Raw genomic sequence first — 18,887 nt, 5'->3', positions numbered from 1 at the left:
GTCATGGGGCCCTTTACGAAATGGGCAATCAGCTCCTCGGGAATGGTCGGCAGCTCACGGTCGGCAGCCTGACTGGTCTTCGTTTTACGTGGCATGACATGCTCCTTAGCGACATGTTATGCCCTAAACACAAAATTCCTGACAGGCCCGTTGGGTACAACAACCAACACCGCCCAAACCAATTCCCAATCCCGCAAAAAGAGCCAACGGTTGCGTTCCTCCTAACCCCCCCACCGTCACTTCCCCTTGTAACTAGGAAAAAACAACTGCTCCCCCTCCACCTTGTAAGCCGCAATAGCATCCTGCCCCTCCTTGGAGGTAACCCACTCCACCAGCTTCATCGCATCCGCATAGTTGGTCCCCGGATGCTTAACTGGATTAACAGCAATCACCCCATATGGGTTGAACATTTTCGGATCGCCCTCCAGCAAAATGGCCAGCCCCGTCTTGGCGCGATACGCGCCATAGGTGGCCCGGTCCGACAGGGTATATCCCGGCATCTGCGCCGCCATGGTCAACACCTCCCCCATCCCGAGCCCCGCACTCACATACCACGGCTGCCCCTTGGGCTCGATGCCGGCCTGCTTCCAGTAATCCTTCTCCATCACGTCGGTGCCGGAATTATCGCCACGCGAGATGAACTTGCTGCCGGCCGCAGGAATCTTCTTGAAGCCCGCGATAACGTCTTTCTCGCCCTTCAGCCTGGCCGGGTCGCCGGCAGGCCCAACCACGATGAAGTCGTTGTACATCACGTCGCGGCGATTAACCCCGTAGCCCGCGGCCATGAATTCGTCTTCCATCTTGCGCGCGTGCACCAGCAGCACATCGACGTCGCCCATCTCGCCCATCTTCATCGCCTTGCCCGACCCCACCGCGATCACCTTCACCGTGACGCCGCTCTTTTGCTCGAACTTCGGCAGCAGGAATTTGAGCAGGCCCGAGTTCTCGGTGCTGGTGGTGGTAGCCAGCTTGAGTTCGCCGGCGAGCGCGCCAGTGGCGCCGCTCAGCGTGACCAGGCAAACCAAGCCCAGGGAAGCGGCGGTACGGCCAGAGATGTGATGAAAAAGGCAAGAGATGGTTGAGCCCGGCATGGTCGCTCCGTGTCTTATGTTTTTAGAAACAGAATTGCCACCAACTCACAGGATCGGTGAGAATGCGGCGAATACCGTGGAAATCAAGGCATTCGATTGTCGATGAGCCACATCTCTAAAGTAAATATGAAAAGCGTTTCATATGACATTCCGCTTTGATCTGTTTCCGGTAGTGGCCGTGGATGACAATCCACGCTCCAACGGCAAGGTGTTCCAGCTGCTCAAGGCCGTGCGCGAGACCGGCTCCCTGCATCGCGCGGCACGCGAGATCGGGCTGTCCTACCGGCATGCCTGGGGCGTGATGCGGTCGTGGGAGGAGATGCTCGGGCGCAGCATGCTGGACATGGAGCGTGGCCGGGGTGCCACGCTGACGCTGTTCGGCGAGCGTTTGCTGCGCGCGGAAGGGCGCCTGCGTGAATCCATCGATCCGATCGTGCAGAAGGCGATGGTGGATTTCCTGGCGGATCTCGACGATGCCGCCCAGCCGCAGACCCGCATCCGTTTTTCCGGCAGCCACGACCCCGCCATGGAGGTCCTGGCGGACGCGCTGCATGACGAGCCGGGCGGCCTGCAGCTCGATACTGTGTTCTGCGGCAGCGTGGAGGGCCTGATCTGCCTGCAGGAGCGGCAGTCCGAGGTGGCCGGCTTCTACGTTTCGCCGATCCAGACCGCCGGCTCGGTGGCGCATGTGACGCTGCGCAAATGGCTGCGTCCGGCTGCCGTGCGCTTGATCCGGCTCGCCTGGCGCGAGCAGGGCCTGATCGTGACGCCCGGCCTGGCGCGCCAGATCCGCGACCTGCGCGACCTGGCCCGTACCCGGGCGCGCTTCGTCAACCGGCAGCGCAGTTCGGGCACGCGCATGCTGTTCGACCAGTTGCTGGCCACCCACGGCCTCTTTCCGGACCAGATCGTCGGTTACGAAACCCCCGAATTCAGCAACGAAAAAGTGGCTGAAGCGGTGCATGCCGGCAGCGCCGAGGTGGGGTTCGGCCTGCGCATGAATGCCGAGGCCCATGGGCTGGCCTTCGTGCCGCTGACGCGCGAGGCGTACTACCTGGCGCTGCGCAAGAACGACCAGATCGCGCCTTGGGCGCACGCGCTGCTGGCGCGGATGGCGGATCCTGCCTTCGCGCGCCGTATCGAGGCCTTGCCGGGCTACACCATGGCCGAGCCCGATGGCATCCTGACGCCCCAGCAGGCACTCCCCTGGTACGGCCCCGACGGCAAGGAAGGCAGCTGACGCCGGTGCCGGGCCAGGGCCGGTTTCCGGCCGCTTGCGTGCCCGCGTATTAAACTGCAGTCATGGGCGGGGCTACATGCCGGCCGCCCTGACCCTGCAAGGAGTGCCATGCTAGAAACGGCCGCGTTGGCTGCGGGCTTGTCCTGGACCAGCGGATTTCGCCTCTACCTGGCCGTCTTCACGGCCGGCGCGCTGGGCCGCGCCGGCTGGCTGCACCTGCCACCCGGCCTGCAGGCGCTTGAGTCGTGGTGGGTGATCGCGCTGGCCGCGGTGCTGGCCCTGGCCGAATTCGTGGCCGACAAGGTACCCGGCTTCGATTCCTTCTGGGACACCATCCAGACCTTTATCCGCATTCCCGCCGGTGCGATCCTGGCCGCCGCGGCGTTCGGACAGCTTGATCCGCAGTGGATGGTCGCCGCCGGGCTGGTGGGCGGCACCCTGGCCGGTACCGCCCACGCTGCCAAGGCCGGCACGCGCGCGCTGATCAATGTATCCCCGGAACCGTTTTCGAACTGGGCTGCCTCACTTAGCGAAGATGTAGCCGCCAGCAGCGGATTGCTGCTGGCGTTTTTCCTGCCGGTGGTCTTCCTGGTGGTGCTGGCGCTGTTGTTGCTGGTGGCGGTGTGGCTGCTGCCCAAGCTGTGGCGCGGCGTGCGCCGCTTGCGCGATGCCCTGGCCAAGCGTGCGCCGGCCACTGCGCCGGCCGGGCGCCAGCCCAGGCACTAGTGCCGCCATAATCTGGCCCTGATCCGGTTGGCGAGTGTCCGCCAGCCATCCGCCGTCAGCATGGCGAGGCGCCCGGACCTGCTGTTTTGCCGCTTGCTGTTTTGCCGATATCTCCCGATATCATCGATACCCGCGCGGCCTGCCCGGCAGGCCGCCATGATGCTCGTGCACGGACAAGAGATAACTGATCCATGTCTTCAGAACCCGCTTCCCGGACTGTTCCCGCCATCGCCGCCGCCATGCCGTCCGGCGCCAGCCCGGCGCGCTTCTCGCCCTGGCGCCAGGCGCTGCGCATGGCGCGGCGCGACTGGCGCGCCGGCGAACTGAACCTGTTGCTTTTCGCGCTGGTGCTGGCCGTCGCGGCGCTCAGCAGCGTGGGCTTCCTGGCCGACCGCATGCGGCTCGGGCTGGAGCGCGATGCGCGCCAGATGATCGCCTCCGATGTGCTGATCGTGTCCGACCAGCCGTTCGATGCCGTCTTCGCCGGCCACGCCGCCCAGGCGGGCCTGGTCACGACGCAGACCGTCACCTTTCCCAGCATGGCGAGCGCGCGCGCGCCGGCCAAGGCAGCCGCGCAGGGCACGGCCGGCGCGGTGCCAGCGGAGGCCGCTTCGCAACTGGCCGCGCTCAAGGCCGTTGGCACCGGTTACCCGCTGCGCGGGCAGGTCAAGGTGGCGGGTGAGCGTGGCGGGCCGGATGCGCCAGCCACCGGCATTCCTGCGGCAGGCACGGTCTGGGTGGACGAGGCCTTGCTCGATTCGCTCGGCGTGGCCTTGGGCGACACCATCCAGTTGGGCAGTCGCGGTTTTCGCATCGAACGCATCATCACGCAGGAACTGGACCGCGGTGCCGGCTTCATGAACTTCGCGCCGCGTGTGATGCTGCCGCTGTCGGACCTGGAGTCCACCGGGCTGGTCGGCTGGGGCAGCCGGGTCACATACCGCCTGCTGGTAGCCGGCCCCGACGCCGCCGCGCAGGCCTATCAGCAGTGGGCAGTCGCCGAGATCGACAAGCGCGCGCTGCGCAACACCCGTGTCGAGTCGCTCGAATCCGGCCAGCCGCAAATGCGCGCCACGCTGGATCGTGCCGAACGCTTCCTGTCGCTGGTGGCGGTGCTCTCGTCGATGATCGCGGCGGTGGCGATCGCCATGTCGGCGCGCCGCTATATGCAGCGCCATACCGACGCCTGCGCGGTTTACAAGTGCATGGGCCTGTCGCGCCGCGAGATCCTGCTGGCCTTCGGGCTGGAGTTCCTGCTGCTGGGCATCGGCGGCGCGGCCGCCGGCGTGGCGCTGGGTTACCTGGCGCACTACGGGCTGCTGCTCTCGCTGGGCAACCTGCTTACCGTGACGTTGCCGCAGCCCTCGGTCCTGCCGGCCGTGGTGGGCTTGCTGGCGGGCATCGTCCTGCTGGCTGGCTTTGCGCTGCCGCCGCTGCTGGCGCTGACCGGGGTGCCGCCGCTGCGTGTCCTGCGACGCGACATCGGCGCGCCGCCTGTGTCGACCTGGATCGCCTACGGGCTGGGCCTTGGCGCCTTCGTGGCGCTGCTGCTGGTGGCCGCCCGCGATCTCAAGCTGGGGCTGACCACCGCCGGCGGCTTCGTGGCCGCGGGCGCCGTGTTCGCCTTGCTGGCCCTTGGCTTGCTGATCTTGCTGGCCCGGCTGATGCGCGGCGGCCGCCTGGCGCGCGGCAGCGTGGGCTGGCGCTTCGCGCTGGCGGTGCTGGAGCGCCGCCGCGGCGTCACGGTGCTGCAGACGGTCGCGCTGGCGGTGGGCCTGATGGCGCTGCTGCTGCTTGGCATGACGCGCAACGACCTGATCTCCTCATGGCGCAACGCCACGCCGGCGGACGCGCCCAACCGTTTCATCATCAATATCCAGCCCGACCAGCGCGCGCCCCTGACCGGCATGCTGCAGCACGCCGGCATCGACGACCTGCTGTACCCGATGGTGCGCGGACGCCTGACGCATATCGCCGGCCAGCCGGTGCGCGCCGAGCGCTTCCCGGATGGCCGTGCCCGCAACCTGGTCGAGCGCGAGTTCAACCTGTCCTATACCGACGCGCTGCCGGCTGGCAACCGCGTGGTGGCGGGCAACTGGCTCGGCGGCGGCAAGGCCGGGGCCTCGGTGGAGGAGGGCATCGCCAAGACGCTGGGGATCCGGCTGGGTGATACCTTGCGCTTCGATGTGGCCGGGCAGTCGGTGGAGGCGCCGGTGACGTCGCTGCGTAAGCTGGACTGGGGCTCGATGCGGGTGAACTTCTTTGTCATCCTGCCGCCCGCCGCCATGCAGGGCATGCCGCAGACCTACATCACCGCCTTCCACCTGCCGGCCCGGCAGGCCGCGCTGGGCAACCAGCTGGTGGCGGCATTCCCGAACATTACGGTGGTCAACACCGACCTGATCCTGCGCCAGATCCAGGACGTGCTCGACCAAGTTATCGCGGCAGTGGAGTTCCTGTTTGTATTCACGCTGGCGGCCGGTGTCACCGTGCTCTACGCGGCGCTGTCCGGCGCGCGCGACGAGCGCAAGCGCGATGCCGGGCTGCTCAAGGCGCTGGGCGCGTCCGCGGCGATGGTGCGGCAGACCCAGTACGCCGAGTTTCTGGTGGTGGGTGGCCTGGCGGGCCTGCTGGCCAGCCTGGGCGCGATTGCCGTGGGCTGGGGGTTGTCGCAGTTCGTATTCGATTTCCCGTTCCGCTTCAATGGCTGGATCGTGCCCGCCGGCGTGTTTTCTGGCATGCTGTGCGCTTTCGCGGGCGGCTGGCTGGGTTTGCGCGAGGTGCTGCGGCAGCCTGCGCTGGCCACGCTGCGCGAAGCCTGAGCGGTTTCCGCRCCGCTCGTGCAGCCCGTGCCTCAAGAATTCCCGAGTGTCTTATGAGTACCGAATCCAAACCTGAAGAATCCGCCGCCACCGAAGTCACCGCCTATGCGCTGATCGGCGGCGAGGCGCGCGTGCGTGAACTCGTCGATCGTTTCTACGACCTGATGGATCTCGAAGCCGAGTTCAAGGGGCTCCGTTCCATGCATCCCGCCTCCCTGGATGGCTCGCGGGACAAGCTGTTCTGGTTCCTGTGCGGCTGGCTGGGCGGCCCCAATCACTTTATCGAGCGCTTTGGCCACCCGCGCTTGCGCGCGCGCCATATGCCGTTCGAGATCGGCACCAGCGAGCGCGACCAGTGGATGCGCTGCATGGCGCTGGCCATGCAGGACGTGGGCCTGCCCGAAGACTTGCAACTGCGCCTGATGCAGGCCTTCTTCGGTACCGCCGACTGGATGCGCAATGTACCGCGTTGACGGCAATGCGCCATCGATCGGGCTATCCGCCAATACGCCATGACCAATACGAATCTCGACGCTGTCACTGACTTGCCCACCGACGCCGGGCGCGTGCTTGATTTCTGGTTTGGCGCGGCCGGCTCGCCAGAGTGGAACAGTTCGCGCGCGCAGTGGTTCACCAAGTCCGATGACTTCGACGCCACCATGCGCGCAGCCTTCCTGCCGCTGTGGGAAGCGACGCACGCCGGCGCCCATGCCGGCTGGGTGCAAACTCCCGAGGGTGCCTGCGCGCGCATCGTGGTGCTGGACCAAGTACCGCGCAACGTCTTTCGCCGCGATCCGCGCAGCTTCGCCTCTGACGCGCAGGCGTTGGCGACGGCCCGCCAGATGGTGGTGAGCGGCGCCGATCGCCTGCTGCCAACGCCATTCCATCGCATGTTCTGCTATATGCCGTTCGAGCACTCCGAAGCGCTTGCCGACCAGGACATCGCCGTGCAGCTGATGACAACGCTGCGCGAGGAGAGCGAGGGCAGGGTGGACGTGGTCGAGTGGGCGATCAGGCACCGTGCGGTGATCGGGCGCTTCGGACGCTTTCCGCATCGCAATGCAGTGCTGGGGCGGCGGGATACGGAGGAAGAGAGCGCTTTCCTGAGGGGGCCGGGCTCATCGTTCTGATAGAGACCGTACAACGCCATTGTGCTGGCCAAAAGCCCCTTTTTTATAAAAGATTGACGACTAACTTTTCTTGGGAAAAATCTGATTATTGGCGCGAAAATTCTCCGTCGAAACGCCCCGCAGGCACGGCTGTCGCATGCCGGGCAAGAGCAATCTTTCCGATGGGAGTCGGATGCATCGTTCTGAGCGGACCCGGACGATGCTACTGCCCCGGCTTCAAGACCAGCCGCACCAACTCGATCCAGTACGCAGCGCCCAGCGGCAGGATCTCGTCATTGAAATCGTAGTACGGGTTATGCAGTGGCGGGTTGTCCCCCTCTCGCGCGGCGCCGAGGAACACATACGCGCCCGGACATTGCTCCAGCATATAGGCGAAATCTTCCGATCCCGTGCGCGGCAGGCAGTTCGTATCGACGCGCGGCGCACCCACCACCCGGCGCGCCGCGCTGGCCGCCATCTCCATCTCCCGCTCCGTGTTCACACAGGCAGGATAGCCCGCGAAATAACGCAGTTCGATCTTCGCCCCCGAGGCCATGGCGATGCCTTCGCAGACCGCGCGCATGCGTGCCTCGGCCCTGGCGCGCGTGGACGCCCGGAACGAGCGGCAGGTGCCGCGCAGCACTACCTGCTCGGGAATCACGTTCCAGGTGTCGCCACCGTGGATCTGCGTGACGCTGACGATCAGCGAATCCACCGCGCTGACATTGCGGCTGACGATGGCCTGTAGCGCCGCCACCAGTTGCGACGAGACCACGATGGGATCGATACCCGCCTCGGGCTGTGCCGCGTGGGAGCCTTTGCCGACGATGGCGATCTCGAAGGTATCGGAGTTGGACGTCATCGTCCCGGTCCGCGTGGAGAACGTCCCCAGTGGCAGGTTGGGCGAGTTGTGCAGTGCGAACACCGCGTCGCAGGGAAACTGCTCGAACAGGCCAGCCTCCACCATGACCCGCCCGCCCCCCTCGTTTTCTTCCGCCGGCTGGAAGATGAAATGCACGGTGCCGCTGAAGCCCTCGTCCTGCGACAGGTAGTGCGCAGCGCCCAGCAGCATGGCCGTATGGCCGTCATGGCCGCAGCCATGCATCTTGCCGTGGATTGCGGAGCGATGCGGCGCATCGCCAAGCTCATGCATATCGAGGGCGTCAAGATCGGCGCGCAGGCCGATAGTGGGGCCGGTGCCGCGCCGCAAGGTGCCGACCACGCCGGTTCCGGCCAGCCCCTGATGCACTTCCAGGCCCATGTTCGCCAGCGCTTGCGCGGCCAGCCGCGAGGTGCGGTGCTCGGTGAACGCGGTTTCGGGGTGCGTGTGAATATCGTGCCGCCACGCCCGCATCCGGGCCAGCAGTTCCTCAGGTAGTGGGCCCGAAAGCGGGGCCAGGGTCGGGGGCGTGAGGGTCATGATGCGGCGTCTCCGGCAAAAGTGAGGGAAAAGTGAGGGAAAACGCCGATTCTCAGTCTTGCCGACCGTTGGAACCATGACAATCGAATACCCGGAACGTTGTGCCGCATGCAACGATACTTGCCTGTGCAAAAGAGGCGGCGCCAGCCGCCCGCGAGGAGTGAATGTTGGAAGACGTATTGGATCGCAGGCGCGCTCTGTGCCTGCTGCAGATCATCGAGACCGGCAGCGTGCGCGGCGCGGCCGAGGTGCTGGGACTGGATCCGTCGGTTGTGAGCCGCGCGGTCGCCAAACTGGAGAAGGATGCCGGCCTGACGCTGCTGGAGCGCTGTGGCCGTGGCGTGGTCGCCACCGATGCCGGGCACATGATGGCGCTCTTTGCGCGGCGCCAGCAGGACCTGCAGGACACCTTCCTGGCGGAGGTGAATAACCTGAAGAACGCGCGCGGCGGGCATGTGAACCTGGTGTTTGGCGAGGGCTTTGTTGACCTGCTGCTGGAACCGGTGCTGCAGGGCTTCATGCGCAAATATCCCCAGGTGACCTACGGCATGCAGGTGGCGGGCACCGATGACACCGTGCGCGCCATCGTGGACGACGTAGCGCATATCGGCTTCGCTTTCCAGCCGCCCAACGACGTGCGCCTGCGCTCGCACTTCTCGCGCGCCTCGCCGATCCGGGTGCACGTGCGCCGCGACCATCCGCTGGCGAAGTCGCGCAAGGCGCTGAAGCTTTCCGACCTTGCCCCGCATGCCGGCGCCACGCTGGTGGAGTCGTTCGGCGTGCGCAAGCATATCCAGGCCGCCGAGCTGGACGAGCACATCAGCCTCAAGCCGATGCTGGTCACCAATTCCTTCAAGGTGCTGTGGGAGTTCGCTGCGCTCGGGCTTGGCTTTATCATGACGCCGCGCTCGGTGCCGCTCAAGGGCGCACAGTTCAAGCAACTGGTCTCGTTGCCCCTGGCCAATCCCATCCTCAACAACAGCCGCAACCACATCATTACGCGCGCCGGGCGCCATCTCTCGCCCGCGGCGAGCAATATGCTGCGCCATGTGGTGAAGGACTTTCCGGAGGTCTGATGCGGACGGCGTGCTTCGGGAATCGTTGCGTTGCGTGCAACGATTTCACCCTCTCTTTGTCATTGCTGCGGCCAGAATGCCATTGCTAGACTGGCGGCGCCGGATTGGCTAGGGCCGCCGTGCACAAAAACTAAAAAGCCAGAGACAAAGATGGAGGGAACGATGAACAGCTTGATGCCCGGCAGCGGATGGAACCGGCAAGGGGCGCGCGGTGCGATGCGATGGCTGGCGGCCGTGCTCGGCATGGCGTGCATCGCCTTGCCGGCACTCGCCGAGGGCCCTGCCTATCCCACGCTCAAGCCGGTATCCCTGGTGGTGCCATATCCTGCCGGCGGCGCGAGCGACGTTTCCGCGCGCATCTTCAGCGAACCCATCAGCCGGGCGCTTGGCCAACAGGTACTGGTCGAGAATGTGGCGGGCGGCACCGGCGTGCTGGGCGCCATGCGCGTGCTGAACAGCCCGCCGGACGGCTACGCCATGCTGCATGGCTCCGCCAACGAAGTCATCCTGACGCCGCTGCTGAACGCGTCCGCCAAATACAAGCCCGAGGACTTCCGGCTGGTGCAGCCCATCACCGAGGCCACCATCGTGCTCCTGGTGCGCGGTGACCTGCCGGCCAGGACACTGGATGAATTCGTCGAATTGGCACGCAAGCCGGGCGCCAAGCCGCTCACGTATGGCAGCGTTGGCGTTGGCTCGCTTTACCACGTGCTGACGGAATATATGGGCCAGCGCACCGGCGCGAAATTCCTGCACGTGCCCTACAAGGGCGCCGCGCCCGCGCTGCAGGACCTGGCCGGTGGCCAGGTCGACTTCGCGGTGCTGCCCTATCAGGTCAGCATGGATGCCATGGCCAAGCAGGGCCGGATCAAGGTGGTGAGCAGTTTTTCCAAGACGCTGCCCGCGCAGTTGCGGCATATCCCGACCCTGCGGGACAGCAAGCTGCTGTCGGATTTCGAGTACGTGATCGGTGGCGGCTATTACGTGCGTAAAGGCACGCCCGACGACGTGGTGCGCAAGCTGCGCCTGGCTATCGGCCAGGCGCTGGCCCAGCCGGAGCTGCGGGCCCGGCTGGAGTCGGAAGGGCGCACGGTGATGCGCTCGGGCAGTGAACAGGAGGCCGAGGCTTGGCAGGCAGCGCAGCTGAGCCGCTATCGCGGCATGGTGAATGCGCTTGGCCTCAAGCCGATGTAGTCCCCGGCGGCCGGAGTCCGGCCGCCGGGAGCATCATCAGGTCTCCTCGCGCTTCTCCTGCCACTTGTCCACCAGCAAGCGCGGCGCGTTGGCGAGCTTGTCGAGGATGCCTTCGGGCGTAGGCGCCACATGCAGCAGGTCATTGTGGACCTGCTTCAGGAAGCCTTCGTCCACGGCGTGTTGCATGAAGCCGAGCATGCTGTCGTAGAAGCCCGCCACATTGAGCAGCCCCACCGGCTTGGCGTGATAGCCCAGCTGCAGCCAGGTGAAGGTCTCGAACAGTTCCTCGAAGGTGCCGACACCGCCAGGCATGGCGATAAAGGCATCGGCGCGGTCGGCCATCATCTGCTTGCGCTCGTGCATGTTGCGCACCACGTGCAGCTCGGTCAGGCCGCGGTGGCCGACTTCCTTTTGCATCAGCGCATCGGGAATGATGCCGATCGCGGTGCCGCCGTGTGCCAGCACGGCATCGGCCACGATACCCATCAGCCCGACCTTGCCCCCGCCGTAGACCAGCGCCAGGCCACGCTCGGCCAGGAGCTTGCCCATGTTGCGCGCCGCGGCGGCGTATTCGGGGCGGTTGCCGGGGCTGGAGCCGCAATAGATACAAACGGACTTCACTTTTTCTCCTTTGCTGTTTGTGCCGCCTTGGCGGCGGCGTATTCCTGGGCCAGCACGTCGAACGCCTGGCGGGCCTTGCCGCGCAGGTAAGGGGCGAGGATCGAGAAGATGTGATAACTCGCGCCGTGCAGGTAGCCGCGAATCTGTTCGGGATCGTTGTACTGGCGCGGATGCTGGACGAACTGGAATGACAGCCAGTAAGTGGCTACCACTACCATATTGGTACAGATGGCATCGACCTGCTCGGGCRTGGCTTCCATCTCGCCGTCTTCCTGGAACTGCCGGCAGATCTCCATCGCAAAGCGCTTTTTCTGCTCGACGATGCGCTTGAAGTTGGTCTCAAGCATGCGGTTGCGCGCCAGCAGGTCGTTGATGTCGCGGTAGAGGAAGCGGTAAGTCCACATGAACTCCGCCATGTACTGCAGGTAGCCCCAGCTCTCGTCCAGCGTGGCCTTGCGGTCGTTGGGCATCTTGAGGCGGCGCTCCATCTCCTGCTCGAACAGCACGAAGATGGAGTTGATGATGTCGTCCTTGTTGCGGAAGTGATAGTAGAGATTGCCGGGGCTGATCTCCATGGCTTCCGCGATGGTCGTGGTCGTGACGTTGGGCTCGCCAAGTTCGTTGAACAGGCGGAGGGAGACGTCTAGGATGCGGTCCCGGGTGCGGCGGGGGCCGGTTTGCTGTTTGGGTTCCATGGGCGACCGGGCGAGCGGCAATTCGGTAAGTTGAAGGCGATTATAAGCAATCACCGTTTGCCGCAATGCCGTATCGTCCACGGACGCCCTGTCTGGCGTCCGAATCGCCCACCCTCAGRCTGCCAGCGCCCGCAGCCAGTCCACCACGATCGGTCCGGCAATGGCGAGCCAGGTGCCGCCGCACAGCACCAGCGCCAGCATCACCGCGGCGCTGCCGAAGTCCTTGGCGCGCTTGGACAGGCTGTGGCGCTCCAGCGAGATGCGATCGACCGCGGCTTCCACGCTGGAGTTGAGCAACTCCACAATGAGCACGAGCAGCAAGGTGCCCAGCAGCAGGATGCGCTCGACAATGCCGACTGGCAGCAGCAGGGCGCAGGGAGTCAGGATGGCCACCAGCGTCAGTTCCTGGCGGAATGCGCTCTCTTCCAGCACCGCATAGCGCAGGCCGGACAGCGAATTGATGCCGGCATGCCAGGCCCGTGCCAGGCCGCGATTGCCTTTGTGGGGATTCTGCTCAATCGTGTAGTCGTTGTTCGGCGAGTCCTGGGCTGGCGCCGAGGTCTGGGGCGCTGGCGGGCGGTGCGGGTCGGACGGCGGGCGATGCGGAGTCGGCATGTTCGGAAGTGGTACGTGCGGCGTTGCCGTTCAGCGCCGCGCGCACGGCCGGCAGTGGCTGCAGGTGAGTCAGGAACTGCTCGGAGGCGGCACGCCACGAGAACCGCTCGGCATGGGCGCGGGCGGTGGCACGGTCGATGCGCAGCGCCTCCAGGCAAGCTTCGCGCAAGTCTTCGTGCATCACCCCGGCGCCGCTGTCGCCAAGCACATCGATCGGCCCGGTCACCGGATAGGCGGCCACCGGCAGGCCGCTGGCCAGCGCTTCGAGCAAGACCAGCCCGAACGTATCGGTGCGGCTGGGGAATACGAAGACGTCGGCTGAAGCATACACCTTGGCCAGTTCCTGCTGGCTCAGCACCCCGAGGTAGCTGGCACCCGGATAGCGCGCACGTAGCGACGCCAGTGCCGGCCCGTCGCCGACCACCCACTTGGAGCCCGGCAGGTCCAGCGCGAGAAAGGCCTCGACGTTTTTTTCCACGGCGACGCGGCCCACATAGAGAAAGATCGGGTGCGCCGTGTTGAGCACGTTGACCTGCTGCGCGGTGAACACATCCAGGTCGACGCCGCGGGTCCACAGTACGCCGTGCGTGATGCCGAATCTGCGCAGGTCCTGCAACACCACGGGTGTCGGTGCCATCACCGCGCGCGCCGGGCCGTGGAACCAGCGCAGGAAGCGATAAGTCCACGCCAGCGGGATGCCGAAGCGCGCCTGCACGTACTCGGGGAAGCGCGTGTGGTATGCCGTGGTGAAGGGCAGCCGCTCACGGATCGCATGGCGGCGCGCCGCCAGCCCCAGTGGTCCCTCGGTGGCAATGTGCAGGGCGTCCGGCGCGAAGGACCGGATACGCTCCCTGACCTTGGCGCCGGCAAAAAGGGACAGCGCGATCTCGGGATAGGTCGGGCAAGGAATGGTGCGGAATTCCTGCGGGGTGATCAGTTCCACCGTGTGTCCCATCGCGATCAGCTCGCGGCGGGTGGACTTGAGTGTGCGCACCACGCCATTGACCTGCGGCTCCCAGGCATCGGTGACGATCAGGATCTTCATGCGTGCTCCTTGCGGCCGGGCCGCGTGGGTGACGGGCCCCGGCGGCGCCAGGGCGATCAAGTTGATTGGCGAGCGCATCGAGCCGCGTCAGGCCGTGGCGGTGGCGCGGCGGCTGGCCGTGGCCGGTGCATCGAGCAGGGTGGTCCAGTAGACGATCTGCAGCTCGCCGTCCTGGGTTTCCACCAGGGCGGACAGGCTCTCCACCCAGTCGCCGTCGTTGCAGTAGAGCTGGCCGTCCACCTCGCGGATCTCGGCCTTGTGGATATGGCCACACACCACGCCGTCGCAACCGCGCCGGCGCGCTTCGTCCACCATCGCCTGCTCGAACGAGTTGATGTAATTCACCGCGTTCTTGACCTGGTGCTTCAGGTATTGCGACAGCGACCAGTACGGGAAGCCGAGACGGGCACGGATGCGGTTGAAGTGGCGATTGATGGCCAGGATCAGCGTGTAGAGCGAGTCGCCCAGGTAGGCCAGCCAGCGCGCGTGCTGCACCACGCCATCGAACAGGTCGCCATGCACCACCCACAGCCTGCGGCCGGCGGCGGTGACGTGGATGGCGTCTTCGCGCACCGTGATGTCGCCGAAGGCGAGGCCGTCGAACTGGCGCGCCACCTCATCGTGGTTGCCTGGCACGTAGATCACCTCGGTGCCCTTGCGCGCCTTGCGCAGCAGCTTCTGCACCACGTCGTTGTGGCTTTGCGGCCAGTACCAGCCGCGGCGCAATTGCCAGCCGTCGATGATGTCGCCGACCAGGTAGAGCTGGTCCGATTCATTGTGCTTGAGGAAGTCGAGCAGGTAGTCGGCCTGGCAGCCGGGCGTGCCGAGATGGATGTCCGACAGCCAGATGGCACGGTAATGGCGGATCGGGTGGGAAGGGTGCGGGGTTTGGACTGTGGTGTCCGGCGGGGCGGCGGGGGCGGGAGAGGTGGCGGTACGCGCGGGAGGCCGTTGCTGCAAGGTACTGCCCGGTGGCATGAATGCGGCCAGCGCGGCGGGCAGGGATTGAGACTCGGCGGTGCGGCTGCCCAGCAGATACATGGCCTTGGCCAGACGTCCGCAGGCAGAACGAAGAGCTTGAACCATGGTGGCCCCGGTAGCGACGATGGCTGCATTGGGCCAGCAGCGCGTGACGGAGCAGTGACGGAAACATGAACGTCATATGACCGTTGCGAGGATGCCATGCGCGATGAGGGACGCTGCGTGCCGGGCTTGGGCTTCAAAAAACCAGCGCCGTACAAGAAACGGCGACAGCCCTTGGCTGCAAAGGCCAACAGTGCCGAAATCGAAACCCGGCAACGTCCGCCGGCGGCTCAGGCCGCCGGCGCCACCGCCGACAACTGCGCAAGCGCGCGCAACACGGCCTGCGTGGCCTGCGGGTGCCGCAACAGGCTGACATGGCCGATGGCGGCCAGGGGAACGTGATGGGCGCCTTCCAGCCAGGATGTGCCGGCCGGGCCCGCGATGGAGTCGTGCCAGCTGAAGATCGACACCAGCGCGGCGCGCTGGCGGGGCGTTTCCCGCGCCGCCAGCGCGCGCAGCCAGGCGCTGCCGCAGCGCATCTGGCGCGCGTTGAAACCGCCGCCGTAGCGGGCCAGCGCGCAGCCGTGGTGCGGGGTGCCCAGCGTGACGATGCCGCGGCACGGCGGCGGCGCCCCCCTGCCGGCCAGCGCGGCACGCGCGGCCAGGCCGCCCATGCTGTGGCAGAGCAGCAGCGGAGGCTGGCCGGTGGTGGCGGCGATGCGTGCCATGGCGGCGCTTACTTCGAGGGCATAGTGATCGATGTCGCCGAAGACCGGGTCCAGGTCGATCGCCTCGCAGTGATAGCCGGCCTCCGCAAGGGCGGGCTGCATATCGAGCCAGACCGCGTGGTTGCAGCCGTAGCCGTGCACCAGCAGCAGCGGCGGACGCGAACTCGGCGCATTGGCCGGGCGCAGGCGCCGGTGCGAACAGAATGGCTGCAGCCAGTTGAACATGCGGAACACAGCGGCGTATTCGCGCAAGTAGCAGGCCAGCGCCCGCGGCAGCGTCAACGGCGACGGCCGGGTGTCCAGCAAGGCGTGCGGGAGCGGCGGGCGGGTCTCGGCGGGCTCGCCGATGCCGCGCAGGGAAATGGCAAAGGCGCCGGCGACGGCCAGCCCCAGCACCGCCAGCACCACGCCGATGCCGGCCAGCAGGGCTGGGGCAAGGGACCAGTCATACCAGTCATGGAGTGCGGTGGCGCAGCCCAGTGCTGCGGCGGCCTGCAATGCCACCGCGGTGCGGCGCAAGGCGGCGGCCGACAGGTTCATGGCTTGGGCGGGCGCAGGTCGGTCAGGCGGGTGCGGGCGAGGCGGTCGTGCAGGAACTGCCGCCTGGGGTCCAGCCAGGCCAGCAGGATCCAGAGCAGCAGTCCGGCGCACAGCACGCCGATGAAGGGGCCCTTGACGAGGCCGAGGAAGTGGCCGGCCGCCGCCGAAGGTGGCAGCCACAGCCATGCCAGCAGGTAGCGCAGCGCCGCCTGCGGCCAGCGCGGGGGCGTTCCCGCGGCCGTCTCCACGCGCATGCGCCAGGTCTGCATGGCCAGGGTCTGGCCGTTGCGCTGCCAGAACCAGACGAAATAGCAGCCCAGCACCAGGAAGCTCCAGCATTGCATGGTGAAGCGGCCATCCAGGCCCAGTTGCTGCAGCCCAGGGCGCGCCAGCAGGTAGAGCCCGGTAGAGGCGCTCAGCACGCCGAACAGCAACACGCCCTCGTACAGCATGCAGGCGATGCGGCGGCGGATCGTCGGCGCCTGGCCCGGCCCCACGGGGCTGGCTGGCGCGGCGGATGCAGCCGGCTTGGCGTTGGACTTGGGCGTGGTGACGGCAGGCATGGCGATCAGACGGGAAAACGGCGGGGTCCGGCGCCGGCTCGGCGGTGATGCCTGAGCGGGCAGCGCGCCGCCTGGTAAATAAGGCTGCCGGATGATGGGATCCGGGGGGATCCCATGACTCCCAAGTCATTCGCGGCAGCGGCGTCCACGGCGAGCCGGGCGGCGAAGCAGGGCCGCCAGGCTGGAAACAAGCGCGGCTGGGGCAGCACAAGCGGCATTATGCCAAAAGCCGGGATCGTCAGGGTATGGCAGTACGGGCAGCGCTACCGCAGGTTCTCAGCGGCGCACCGGCTCGTCGGGGCTGGCGGCACTGCTGGCGGCGGCTTCGGTGGCGGCCTCGCGCGGGGTGTCCGTCGCCGGGGCCGCGGCGACCGCCGTCGGGGTGGATTGGGGCTCAGGCGCCGGTGGGGCGGCTTTGGGTGCCGGCGTGCGCCTGGCGTTCGAGGTGGCGCCGGCCGGCGCCTTCTTTTCCAGGTGCAATTGCCGCGTGGTCTCGGCGGGCAGCCGCTTGCCCGAAGGCAGTGCGCTGACTGCGCCCGGACGGCGCGGCACCTTCTCGGCCGCCGCCAGGTTCTTCTTCTGCTCTTCCGGCAACTGCTGGTACTTGTCCCAGGCTTCGGCCTTCTTCTGGGCCGGCACCGAACGCGTGATCTGGTAGTTTTCGCGGGCCAGGCGGCGTTGCTGGGGTGTCATCTTGACCCATTCGGTCATGCGCGTCTGCAGGCGTGCCTGTTCGGCGGGCGAAAACTTTGGATAGCGCTCTGCGATCTGCAGCCATTTCCGCCTGTTCAACTCGGGGAAGGTGTTCCACTCCCCGGCCAGCGGCTCCAGAACGCGCTGCTGCACGGGGTTGAGTTCCTCCCAGGCCGGATGGGCGTTTGCGACGGCGGCGGCAGCGGGCGCGCGGCCACCCTGTGCGTGGCACGTAAGCGGCCCCAGGTACAAAGTGACGGCGGCAGCCATCCCGGCCAGCAGCAAGGCTGCCAGCCGCCGGCGCGGTGCGTCGGGGTTGAGGTGGGCGCTGGTCATGTTACTGGCCGCGCTTCAGGAACACGTGGAAGCCTTGGTCGGCATAGGCTGTGGGCGGGAGATCGTCGAGCAGCATGGCGGCATCCACATCCGCGAGCTCATCGACGCGCTGCTGCTGCTGCCAGTGGTAAATGCCGATCAGTCCGGCGGCCAGGGCCACCAGCGTCCACACCAGTCCGAGGCGGCGCAGCCATGCGCCTGCGCGATGCAGCGGCGAGTCATCCTCGTCGAAGGAGACCATGTGCATCCCGGCCGTGGCCAGTTGCGGCGCGGCAACGGCGGCCTGCGCCTTCTTGCGGGACAGCGCTATCCGCCGCGCGGCGGCGAGCCGGTCGGTCACATTGTCGGGCAGCGTATTCGCCGAGGCATCCAGTGCCGTGCGAATCTCGTGTGCCAGGCGGCGTTCGTTGATTTCTTTTTCGTTTCTCGTGCTCATAGTCGGACCCCCCGCGCTCGCAATGCCTGCGCCAGTGTGTGCGTGGCACGGGAACAGTGCGTCTTGACGCTGCCTTCGGAGCATCCCATGACAGCAGCCGTTTCCGCGACGTCCATATCCTCCCAGTAACGCATCAGGAAGGCTTCGCGTTGACGTGCCGGCAAGCGCTGGATCTCCTGTTCGATGATGTGCATGGTCTGGGCGCGCTCGACCTTGTCGGCGCTGCTCTCGGCGGATTCGGTGCCGATCTCGGCCTCGAAAGTGTCGAGCAGGTCATTATCCTCGCCTTCGCGGTCGTCGCGCAGGTTGGAGAACAGCGTGACCCAGGTATTGCGCACTTTCTGGCGGCGGAACCAGTCGTGGATGGTGTTTTGCAGTATGCGCTGGAACAGCGGCGCGAGTTCCGCGGCGTTCTTGTCGCCATATTTTTCGGCGAGCTTGATCATCGCGTCCTGGACAATGTCCAGGGCGGCTTCGTCGTCGCGCACCGCAAACACGGCCTGCTTGAAGGCGCGCCGCTCGACGCTGGCGAGAAAGTCGGATAGTTCCTGATCGGTAGCCATGCAGGCGGGGTACAGACGGTGGGGCCTTGGCCGACGGATGTGCAGGAAACGGCTTCTTGCACGTCCAAAATGGTGGGATGCTAGCAAATAACCCCCCCTGTGACCATCCTTGTTCTCTCTTGTGGTCATTCAGGCGCGGGGTAGGTAGTGGGTAGCGCGTTCCCGAATCTTGCGCGAAGCCCCCGGGATGAAAAAAGCCCGTAGACCAGCCTGATCCAATACAGTATCATCGCTGGTTCACACGACATCAGTGGTTGTCTCATCCGGCCGCTTATGAGGCGGTCTTCCATGCAGACGCGCACCGCTTGAACCCGTGCCACAAGCCCGGCAGAGAGCATCCGAACAATTTTT

19 protein-coding genes are annotated in these 18,887 nt (G+C 66.3%); 7 read left to right on the top strand and 12 right to left on the bottom strand.

Going from position 1 to position 18,887, the window contains the following annotated elements:
- Positions 1 to 236 precede the first annotated feature (236 nt).
- Positions 237 to 1,091, bottom strand: a complete 855-nt coding sequence (locus AC1DT6_RS12885; protein WP_441628064.1) for an ABC transporter substrate-binding protein — start codon at positions 1,089 to 1,091, stop codon at positions 237 to 239.
- Positions 1,092 to 1,233: 142 nt separating this feature from the next.
- Between AC1DT6_RS12885 and AC1DT6_RS12880 the strand changes: the two genes are divergently transcribed.
- The 5 genes from AC1DT6_RS12880 to AC1DT6_RS12860 all read left to right on the top strand — a co-directional run bounded on the left by AC1DT6_RS12880 (position 1,234) and on the right by AC1DT6_RS12860 (position 7,009).
- Positions 1,234 to 2,331, top strand: a complete 1,098-nt coding sequence (locus tag AC1DT6_RS12880) for a substrate-binding domain-containing protein (RefSeq protein WP_441628062.1) — start codon at positions 1,234 to 1,236, stop codon at positions 2,329 to 2,331.
- A gap of 108 nt (positions 2,332 to 2,439) precedes the next feature.
- Positions 2,440 to 3,057, top strand: coding sequence for a DUF4126 domain-containing protein (locus tag AC1DT6_RS12875; protein ID WP_441628060.1), 618 nt, complete (start codon positions 2,440 to 2,442; stop codon positions 3,055 to 3,057).
- 191 nt (positions 3,058 to 3,248) lie between these two features.
- Positions 3,249 to 5,879 (top strand): ABC transporter permease, encoded by a 2,631-nt coding sequence (locus AC1DT6_RS12870; protein WP_477102674.1) that lies wholly within the window; start codon positions 3,249 to 3,251, stop codon positions 5,877 to 5,879.
- Positions 5,880 to 5,932: 53 nt separating this feature from the next.
- Positions 5,933 to 6,352, top strand: a complete 420-nt coding sequence (locus AC1DT6_RS12865; RefSeq protein ID WP_441628056.1) for a group II truncated hemoglobin — start codon at positions 5,933 to 5,935, stop codon at positions 6,350 to 6,352.
- Between the two features lie 39 nt (positions 6,353 to 6,391).
- Complete coding sequence (locus AC1DT6_RS12860; RefSeq protein ID WP_441628054.1) at positions 6,392 to 7,009, top strand: DUF924 family protein; 618 nt, start codon at positions 6,392 to 6,394, stop codon at positions 7,007 to 7,009.
- A 202-nt stretch (positions 7,010 to 7,211) separates the two neighbouring features.
- On the opposite strand, the gene AC1DT6_RS12855 is transcribed toward AC1DT6_RS12860, so the two are convergent.
- Positions 7,212 to 8,408, bottom strand: a complete 1,197-nt coding sequence (locus AC1DT6_RS12855) for a M20 aminoacylase family protein (RefSeq protein ID WP_441628052.1) — start codon at positions 8,406 to 8,408, stop codon at positions 7,212 to 7,214.
- Between the two features lie 167 nt (positions 8,409 to 8,575).
- On the opposite strand from AC1DT6_RS12855, the gene AC1DT6_RS12850 reads away from it, so the two are divergent.
- A complete protein-coding gene (locus AC1DT6_RS12850; protein ID WP_441628178.1) occupies positions 8,576 to 9,484 on the top strand; it encodes a LysR family transcriptional regulator in 909 nt (302 codons plus the stop codon).
- A 162-nt stretch (positions 9,485 to 9,646) separates the two neighbouring features.
- A complete protein-coding gene (locus AC1DT6_RS12845; protein ID WP_441628050.1) occupies positions 9,647 to 10,678 on the top strand; it encodes a Bug family tripartite tricarboxylate transporter substrate binding protein in 1,032 nt (343 codons plus the stop codon).
- 36 nt (positions 10,679 to 10,714) lie between these two features.
- Here AC1DT6_RS12845 and AC1DT6_RS12840 read toward each other — a convergent pair whose 3' ends face one another.
- The 10 genes from AC1DT6_RS12840 to AC1DT6_RS12795 all read right to left on the bottom strand — a co-directional run bounded on the left by AC1DT6_RS12840 (position 10,715) and on the right by AC1DT6_RS12795 (position 18,536).
- The gene (locus AC1DT6_RS12840; RefSeq protein ID WP_441628048.1) at positions 10,715 to 11,299 is read right to left on the bottom strand and encodes an LOG family protein; all 585 of its coding nucleotides are present in this window, start codon (positions 11,297 to 11,299) and stop codon (positions 10,715 to 10,717) included.
- Positions 11,296 to 11,994 (bottom strand): TetR/AcrR family transcriptional regulator, encoded by a 699-nt coding sequence (locus AC1DT6_RS12835; RefSeq protein WP_477114718.1) that lies wholly within the window; start codon positions 11,992 to 11,994, stop codon positions 11,296 to 11,298. The genes AC1DT6_RS12840 and AC1DT6_RS12835 overlap by 4 nt, the downstream gene beginning before the upstream one ends.
- Positions 11,995 to 12,108: 114 nt before the next feature.
- Positions 12,109 to 12,609: a diacylglycerol kinase gene (locus AC1DT6_RS12830; protein ID WP_477114717.1), complete on the bottom strand. Its 501-nt coding sequence runs from the start codon at positions 12,607 to 12,609 to the stop codon at positions 12,109 to 12,111.
- A complete protein-coding gene (locus AC1DT6_RS12825; RefSeq protein WP_441628042.1) occupies positions 12,509 to 13,654 on the bottom strand; it encodes a glycosyltransferase family 4 protein in 1,146 nt (381 codons plus the stop codon). The genes AC1DT6_RS12830 and AC1DT6_RS12825 overlap by 101 nt, the downstream gene beginning before the upstream one ends.
- A gap of 87 nt (positions 13,655 to 13,741) precedes the next feature.
- On the bottom strand, positions 13,742 to 14,632 hold the full coding sequence (locus AC1DT6_RS12820) for a UDP-2,3-diacylglucosamine diphosphatase (protein ID WP_441628176.1): 891 nt from the start codon (positions 14,630 to 14,632) through the stop codon (positions 13,742 to 13,744).
- Positions 14,633 to 14,967: 335 nt separating this feature from the next.
- Positions 14,968 to 15,945, bottom strand: coding sequence for an esterase/lipase family protein (locus AC1DT6_RS12815; protein WP_477102673.1), 978 nt, complete (start codon positions 15,943 to 15,945; stop codon positions 14,968 to 14,970).
- Positions 15,942 to 16,508 carry an RDD family protein gene (locus AC1DT6_RS12810; RefSeq protein WP_045238162.1) on the bottom strand — a complete coding sequence of 189 codons (567 nt, stop codon included), beginning with the start codon at positions 16,506 to 16,508 and terminating at the stop codon, positions 15,942 to 15,944. Before AC1DT6_RS12810 ends, AC1DT6_RS12815 begins: the two co-directional genes overlap by 4 nt.
- Before the next feature lie 276 nt (positions 16,509 to 16,784).
- Positions 16,785 to 17,537, bottom strand: coding sequence for a DUF3106 domain-containing protein (locus tag AC1DT6_RS12805; RefSeq protein WP_441630169.1), 753 nt, complete (start codon positions 17,535 to 17,537; stop codon positions 16,785 to 16,787).
- Between the two features lies 1 nt (position 17,538).
- Positions 17,539 to 17,973 carry a DUF3619 family protein gene (locus tag AC1DT6_RS12800; protein WP_441630167.1) on the bottom strand — a complete coding sequence of 145 codons (435 nt, stop codon included), beginning with the start codon at positions 17,971 to 17,973 and terminating at the stop codon, positions 17,539 to 17,541.
- Positions 17,970 to 18,536 (bottom strand): RNA polymerase sigma factor, encoded by a 567-nt coding sequence (locus AC1DT6_RS12795; RefSeq protein WP_035868751.1) that lies wholly within the window; start codon positions 18,534 to 18,536, stop codon positions 17,970 to 17,972. Before AC1DT6_RS12795 ends, AC1DT6_RS12800 begins: the two co-directional genes overlap by 4 nt.
- Between the last annotated feature and the right edge of the window lie 351 nt (positions 18,537 to 18,887).

Source organism: Cupriavidus sp. 01L45, from assembly GCF_056399885.1.
Note: the sequence above shows the minus strand (reverse complement) of the source record. Positions and strands in the feature narration are given on the sequence as shown.

Coding starts and splice junctions, on each gene's coding strand:
- AC1DT6_RS12885 (WP_441628064.1), bottom strand. CDS start 1,091: ATGCCGGGCTCAACCATCTCTTGCCTTTTTCATCACATCTCTGGCCGT.
- AC1DT6_RS12880 (WP_441628062.1), top strand. CDS start 1,234: ATGACATTCCGCTTTGATCTGTTTCCGGTAGTGGCCGTGGATGACAAT.
- AC1DT6_RS12875 (WP_441628060.1), top strand. CDS start 2,440: ATGCTAGAAACGGCCGCGTTGGCTGCGGGCTTGTCCTGGACCAGCGGA.
- AC1DT6_RS12870 (WP_477102674.1), top strand. CDS start 3,249: ATGTCTTCAGAACCCGCTTCCCGGACTGTTCCCGCCATCGCCGCCGCC.
- AC1DT6_RS12865 (WP_441628056.1), top strand. CDS start 5,933: ATGAGTACCGAATCCAAACCTGAAGAATCCGCCGCCACCGAAGTCACC.
- AC1DT6_RS12860 (WP_441628054.1), top strand. CDS start 6,392: ATGACCAATACGAATCTCGACGCTGTCACTGACTTGCCCACCGACGCC.
- AC1DT6_RS12855 (WP_441628052.1), bottom strand. CDS start 8,408: ATGACCCTCACGCCCCCGACCCTGGCCCCGCTTTCGGGCCCACTACCT.
- AC1DT6_RS12845 (WP_441628050.1), top strand. CDS start 9,647: ATGAACAGCTTGATGCCCGGCAGCGGATGGAACCGGCAAGGGGCGCGC.
- AC1DT6_RS12825 (WP_441628042.1), bottom strand. CDS start 13,654: ATGAAGATCCTGATCGTCACCGATGCCTGGGAGCCGCAGGTCAATGGC.
- AC1DT6_RS12820 (WP_441628176.1), bottom strand. CDS start 14,632: ATGCCACCGGGCAGTACCTTGCAGCAACGGCCTCCCGCGCGTACCGCC.
- AC1DT6_RS12815 (WP_477102673.1), bottom strand. CDS start 15,945: ATGAACCTGTCGGCCGCCGCCTTGCGCCGCACCGCGGTGGCATTGCAG.
- AC1DT6_RS12810 (WP_045238162.1), bottom strand. CDS start 16,508: ATGCCTGCCGTCACCACGCCCAAGTCCAACGCCAAGCCGGCTGCATCC.
- AC1DT6_RS12805 (WP_441630169.1), bottom strand. CDS start 17,537: ATGACCAGCGCCCACCTCAACCCCGACGCACCGCGCCGGCGGCTGGCA.
- AC1DT6_RS12800 (WP_441630167.1), bottom strand. CDS start 17,973: ATGAGCACGAGAAACGAAAAAGAAATCAACGAACGCCGCCTGGCACAC.
- AC1DT6_RS12795 (WP_035868751.1), bottom strand. CDS start 18,536: ATGGCTACCGATCAGGAACTATCCGACTTTCTCGCCAGCGTCGAGCGG.